Source organism: Streptomyces sp. LBL (assembly GCF_029893585.1).
Lineage (GTDB): Bacteria > Actinomycetota > Actinomycetes > Streptomycetales > Streptomycetaceae > Streptomyces.
The window spans coordinates 1-4,913 of sequence record NZ_JARXYX010000074.1 but is presented as its reverse complement, the minus strand read 5'-3'; the positions used below and the strand labels follow the sequence as shown (position 1 = coordinate 4,913).

General features: G+C 72.4%; 2 protein-coding genes and 1 pseudogene. 2 read left to right on the top strand and 1 reads right to left on the bottom strand.

Translation table 11 applies throughout. The annotated features are described in order from the left end of the window. Positions 1–112: 112 nt before the first annotated feature. Positions 113–625, top strand: a pseudogene (locus M2271_RS42215) (hypothetical protein); the annotation flags it as partial. A gap of 124 nt (positions 626–749) precedes the next feature. On the opposite strand, the gene M2271_RS42210 reads toward M2271_RS42215, so the two are convergent. Further along, a complete protein-coding gene (locus M2271_RS42210; protein ID WP_280892781.1) occupies positions 750–2,825 on the bottom strand; it encodes a PhoX family protein in 2,076 nt (691 codons plus the stop codon). 260 nt (positions 2,826–3,085) lie between these two features. Here M2271_RS42210 and M2271_RS42205 point away from each other — a divergent pair, with 260 nt between their 5' ends. Continuing rightward, positions 3,086–4,786, top strand: a complete 1,701-nt coding sequence (locus tag M2271_RS42205) for a VWA domain-containing protein (protein WP_280892780.1) — start codon at positions 3,086–3,088, stop codon at positions 4,784–4,786. The last annotated feature ends 127 nt before the right edge of the window (positions 4,787–4,913 follow it).

Below are 4,913 nucleotides of genomic sequence, written 5' to 3'. Positions count from 1 at the left end.
GGCCCCCCGGGGGTGGGGGGGGGCACGGGGGGGCCCCGGGGGGGGGTGGTGGGGGGGGGGGGGGGGGGGCGCGGGGGGGGGGGCCCCCCCCCCCCCCCCCGGGCCCCCCGCCCGGCTGAAGGACCGACTCGCCCAAGACCATGTGCCCCTGGCGCGGCGCATCCCGGTCCGGCACACCGAGGTCGCGGTGCTTCCGGCCGAGGACCTGGACCGGCTCCGGAAGGGGTACCACGTGCTCGATGTCGCCGCTTTCTGGCTGCCCGTGACGGCGGCCGTCCTCGCGGTCGCCGGGATCGCCGTCGCGGCCTGCCGTCGCCGCGCGGTCACCGCGACCGCGCTCGGCACCGCACTCGGCGGCGCCCTCCTCGCCCTCGCCGTCGCGATCGGCCGCCGGCTCACCCTCGCCGACCTGGCCGACCCGGCCCACCGGCCCGCCGCCGGCGCGATCTACGACGCCCTCACAGCCACCCTGCGCACCGTCTCCTGGCTGCTCGTCGCGCTCGGTCTGACGGTGGCCCTGACCTGCTGGCTCACCGGCCGTTACGGCCACCTCGTGCGACGCCGGCGAGCGTCCGCGGCGCCCACCGCAGATCCGGCACAGCCACCGACGCGAGCCCGGGTCTGACCGCGGCCGGGTCTGACCGCGGCCGGGTCTGACCGCGGCCGGGTCCGACCGCGGCCGGGTCCGACCGCGGCCCGAGTCCGACCACGGCCGAGTCCGACCACGGCCGACGCGAGCCGTCTTCTGCTCAGACGCCGATGTCGTCGCCGTCCGCGCGCCACACGGCCACGACGGCCGGGCGGACGATCCTGCCGGGCCCGTCGGGCCAGGTGCTGGCCGGCTTCTCCACGGTGGCGCCGCTGATCTCGCCCGGGTGCTGCACGGCGACCAGCACACGCCGGTCCTGGACGAGCGGGCCGCAGGTCTCGGCACCGATCGGCATGGTCAGGAACTGCTTGAGCTCACCGCGCCGCTCGCCCTTCGTGGCCACGCCGAAGAGGCCGTCGTGGTAGCCGAGCTGGGCCCCGTCGGTGGAGATCCACAGGTTGCCGTGCGGGTCGAAGGCCACGTTGTCCGGGCAGGAGATCGGGCTGACCTTGTCCTTCGGGAACCCGGCGAAGTAGGTCGCCGGGTCGTTCGGGTCGCCCGCCACCAGGAACAGCGTCCAGCCGAACTTCGTACTGTCGGCCCGGTTCCAGCGCTCGGTGAGCTCCAGGATGTGGCCGTGCTTGTTGGCGTTACGGGGGTTGGCCTCGTCGGCCGGGGCGTTCGTACCGACACCGCGGTTGGTGTTGTTGGTGAGGGCGACGTACACCTTGCCGGTGTGCGGGTTGGGCTCGATGTCCTCGGGCCGGTCCATCTTGGTCGCGCCGACCTTGTCACCGGCGAGCCGGGTGAAGACGAGGACCTCCTCGACGGTCATGCCCTCGACATGCGAGACGGCACCCTTGCCGGTGGCGGTCACCAGCGGAATCCACTCACCGCCGCCGTCGAACTCCCCGTCGGCGGGCAGCTTCCCGGTGCCGTCGATCTCGATGGCGGGGGAGTCGCCGGTGAGCCTGGCGACGTACAGGGTCCCCTCGTCGAGCAGCGAGAGATTGTGCTCCCTCACAGCACGAGTGGTGCCGTGCTTCATCCGCTTGCTGCCGACGAACTTGTAGAAGTAGTCGAAGCGCTCGTCGTCACCGGTGTACACGACCGGTCGGCCGTCGCTCGTGAGCCGCACGGTCGCGCCCTCGTGCTTGAACCGGCCCAGCGCGGTGTGCTTGCGGGGCGTGGAGTGCGGGTCGTACGGGTCGAACTCGACGACGTACCCGAAGCGGTGCGCCTCGTTGGGCTCCTGGGCGACGTCGAACCGCTTGTCGAACTGCTCCCACTTGCGCTCGCTGGCGCCGGTACCGATCCCGTACCGCTTGTCGGTGGTGCGGGTGGCGTTGGCGAAGTACTGGTTGAAGTTCTCCTCGCCGTGGAGGGTCGTACCCCAGGGAGTGGTCCCGCCGGAGCAGTTGTTGAGGGTGCCGAGGACCTTGCGGCCGGTCGGGTCGGCGGAGGTCCTCAGCAGTGCGGACCCGGCGGCGGGCCCGGTGAGCCGGAACTCGGTGGTGGCGGTGACGCGCCGGTTGAGCGGATGCCGGGAGACGGCGGTGAGCTTCCCGCTCCTGCGATCCCCCTCCACGACGACGGCGGACAGCCCGTGGGCCGCCCAGGCGATCTCCACCTGCTCGCGGGTGGGGTGCGCGGCGTCGTACCCGCGGAACATCAGGACCTCGTCGGTGTACTCGTGGTTGGCGACGAGGATCTGCCGGTCGCGCTCACCCGGCAGCGGAAGCAGGGCCAGGAAGTCGTTGTTGTACCCGAACTGACCGGCCTGCGCGGCGGCGGTCTGCTTCTCCGGGTCGAAGGCGGGCGCACCGCGCAGGATGGGCTCGCCCCAGCGGATGACGACGTTCTGCCGGTATCCGTCCGGGACGGTCACGACATCGGCGTTGTTGGGCGCGACCGCGGTGAACCGCAGCCCGCGCGCACCCTTGGAGGTGCCGGGCTTGGACGTCGTACGGCTGCTTTCGGTGCCGCTTTCGACCGCGGCGACCGGCGAGGCCAGTCCGGCGCCCGCGGCACCGGCCACGGTGACGACGGCGGCGGTCCGCAGCAACGAGCGGCGGCCGAGCGCACCGGCGATGACGTCGCCGACGTACTCGTTGGCGGAGGTGTTGGGCGCCGGATGGAAACAGGCGTTACCGCACCGGAACCGACAGGTCAGGGCAGAACGCCCGCCGGGATGCGATTCGGACGAGGCATTGATCAACGGCAACTGCATGCGCATTTTTACGCTCCCCTTACTTCCCCTTGAGTCCAGCTTGACGGACGGTAGGGGCACGCTTGTGCGGGAACAGGGCCTGCCGGTGAACTGCGAGTGAATCCGGGGCGGATGTAGGCCGATTGACGGCGGCTGAATGTCGGCCTTGACGTCCGGGGCGGCACATGACCTGCCCCTGCCCAAGATCACCCCCCGGGGCCGCTAACCTTACGTGTCCGTCCTGGCCAGGGATTGACGGGCTTCAACTCACGCGAAGGGTTGCGCACATGGGCATTCTCACTCTCCTGCGGAATGCGTTGGGCAGGTCACGCAAGGGGCGTACCGCCGAGGCAGAGGGTGTGGATCAGACTCCTTCGCAGGTGGCTGAACCGGCACCTTCGGAGGTGGCGGATCACACTCCGTCGCAGGTCGCGGCACCCTCGCGGGTGGCCGAGCGGACACCCTCGCAGGTGGCGGAGCGGACACCCTCGCAGGTGGCGGAGCCGAAGGTACCGTCCCCGGCGACCGAGCCGACCCCGGAACCGACGGCAACAACGCCTCCTCCGGCGCAGGTGCCGGAGCCCCGCTCCTCCACCACGCTCACCACGAAGGAGGAGCACGACCTGGTCGCCGCCGCCTTCGACAAGGTAACGGTCCCGAATCAGACGCCCCCGGCGGAGGAGCGGGGGGCGGAAACGCCGGTCGCTGAGAAGCCAGTCGCTGAGAAGCCGGTGGCGGAAAAGCCGGAGGCTGTGGAGCCGGAGGCTGCGAAGCCGGCTGCCGCTGAGCCGGAGGCTGTGGAGCCGGAGGTTGTGGAGCCGGAGGTTGTGGAGCCGGCTGCCGCTGAGCCGACGGCTGAGGAGTCGGCCAGCCCGGAGCCGGCAGTTGAGGAGTCGACGCAGGCAGCGCCGGCGGCCGAGGCGGAGCCGGTCACGGCTCCGGCTCCGGCTCCGGCTCCGGAGGCCACCCCCGAACCGGAACCCGAGAGCGAGCCCGAGCCCGAGCCGGTTGCCGAGGTCGCCCCCGAACCGGAACCCGAACCGGAACCCGAACTCGCCGCCGAGGCGACCCCCGCACCCGAGCCCGCACCCGCCGACGGCGAGGACGCCCCACAGGGGCCACCCGCAGCCGAAGACGAAAGCAGCACGGGTGGTGCGGGTGGGAACACTCCGTCCGAAGGCGAAGCCAAGGACGCAGCCGAGCCGCTGCCGCAGGCAACCCGTGCGGGTGGGAACACCCCGTCCGAAGGCGAAGCCGAGGACGCAGCCGAGCCGCTGCCGCAGGCAACCCGTGCGGGTGGGAACACCCCGTCCGAAGGCGAAGCCGAGGACGCAGCCGAGCCGCTGCCGCAGGCCCTCCGCACCGCCTACACCGCCGCCGCCGCCACCCTCACCGCCAAGAACCTCACCGGCGCGCAGGCCAAGACCTACCTCGTCCTGGACCGCTCCGCGAGCATGCGCGCGTACTACAAGGACGGCTCCGCCCAGGCCCTCGCCGAGCAGACCCTCGCCCTCGCGGCGCACCTGGACCCCGAGGGCCCGGCAGAGGCCAAGGTGCACGTCGTCTTCTTCTCCACGGAGGTGGACGGCACCGGTGAGCTCACCCTCACCGAGCACGAGAACAAGATCGACGAGCTGCACGCCGGCCTCGGCCGCATGGGCCGTACCAGCTACCACGCGGCGGTCGAGGCGGTCGTCGCCCACCACGCCAAGCACGCCGCCCCCGGCACCCCCGCCCTGGTCGTCTTCCAGACGGACGGCGCCCCCGACGCGAAGACCCCCGCCACCCAGTCCCTCACGGACGCCGCGAAGGCCCACCCCTCCGTCTTCTTCTCCTTCGTCGCCTTCGGTGAGCACGACAACAAGGCCTTCGACTACCTCCGCAAACTGAAGACCGGCAACACGTCCTTCTTCCACGCGGGCCCCACCCCCCGCGAGCTCACCGACACCGAGCTCTACGAGGGCGTACTGGCCACCTGGCGCCCGTAACCACAGGGAGAGTCCCGGGGGGGGGGGGGGGGGCGCCCCGGCGCCGCCGCCCCCCCCCCCCCCGGGGGCGCCCCCGGCCGGGCCGGCGCGAGGGGCGCCCGGGGCCGCCGAGGACCCGAGCGAGGAG